Origin of the sequence: Halalkalibacter nanhaiisediminis (assembly GCF_007830185.1) — a bacterium.
Classification (GTDB): Bacteria; Bacillota; Bacilli; order Bacillales; family Bacillaceae_D; genus Halalkalibacter; species Halalkalibacter nanhaiisediminis.
This window is the reverse complement of sequence record NZ_VLKZ01000024.1, coordinates 1-280: the sequence shown is the minus strand read 5'-3', so window position 1 is coordinate 280 and position 280 is coordinate 1. Positions and strand designations below refer to the sequence as shown.

The window sequence follows — 280 nt, the reverse complement described above, 5'->3', positions numbered from 1 at the left end:
CTACACGTGGAATTCCACTCTCCTCTTCTGTACTCAAGTCTCCCAGTTTCCAATGACCCTCCCCGGTTGAGCCGGGGGCTTTCACATCAGACTTAAAAGACCGCCTGCGCGCGCTTTACGCCCAATAATTCCGGACAACGCTTGCCACCTACGTATTACCGCGGCTGCTGGCACGTAGTTAGCCGTGGCTTTCTGGTTAGGTACCGTCAAGGTGCCGACCTATTCGAACGGCACTTGTTCTTCCCTAACAACAGAGCTTTACGATCCGAAAACCTTCATC

General features: G+C 53.2%; 1 rRNA gene. It reads right to left on the bottom strand.

Annotated elements, in window-relative coordinates:
• Positions 1-280, bottom strand: a 16S ribosomal RNA gene (locus IQ10_RS17875); the annotation flags it as partial.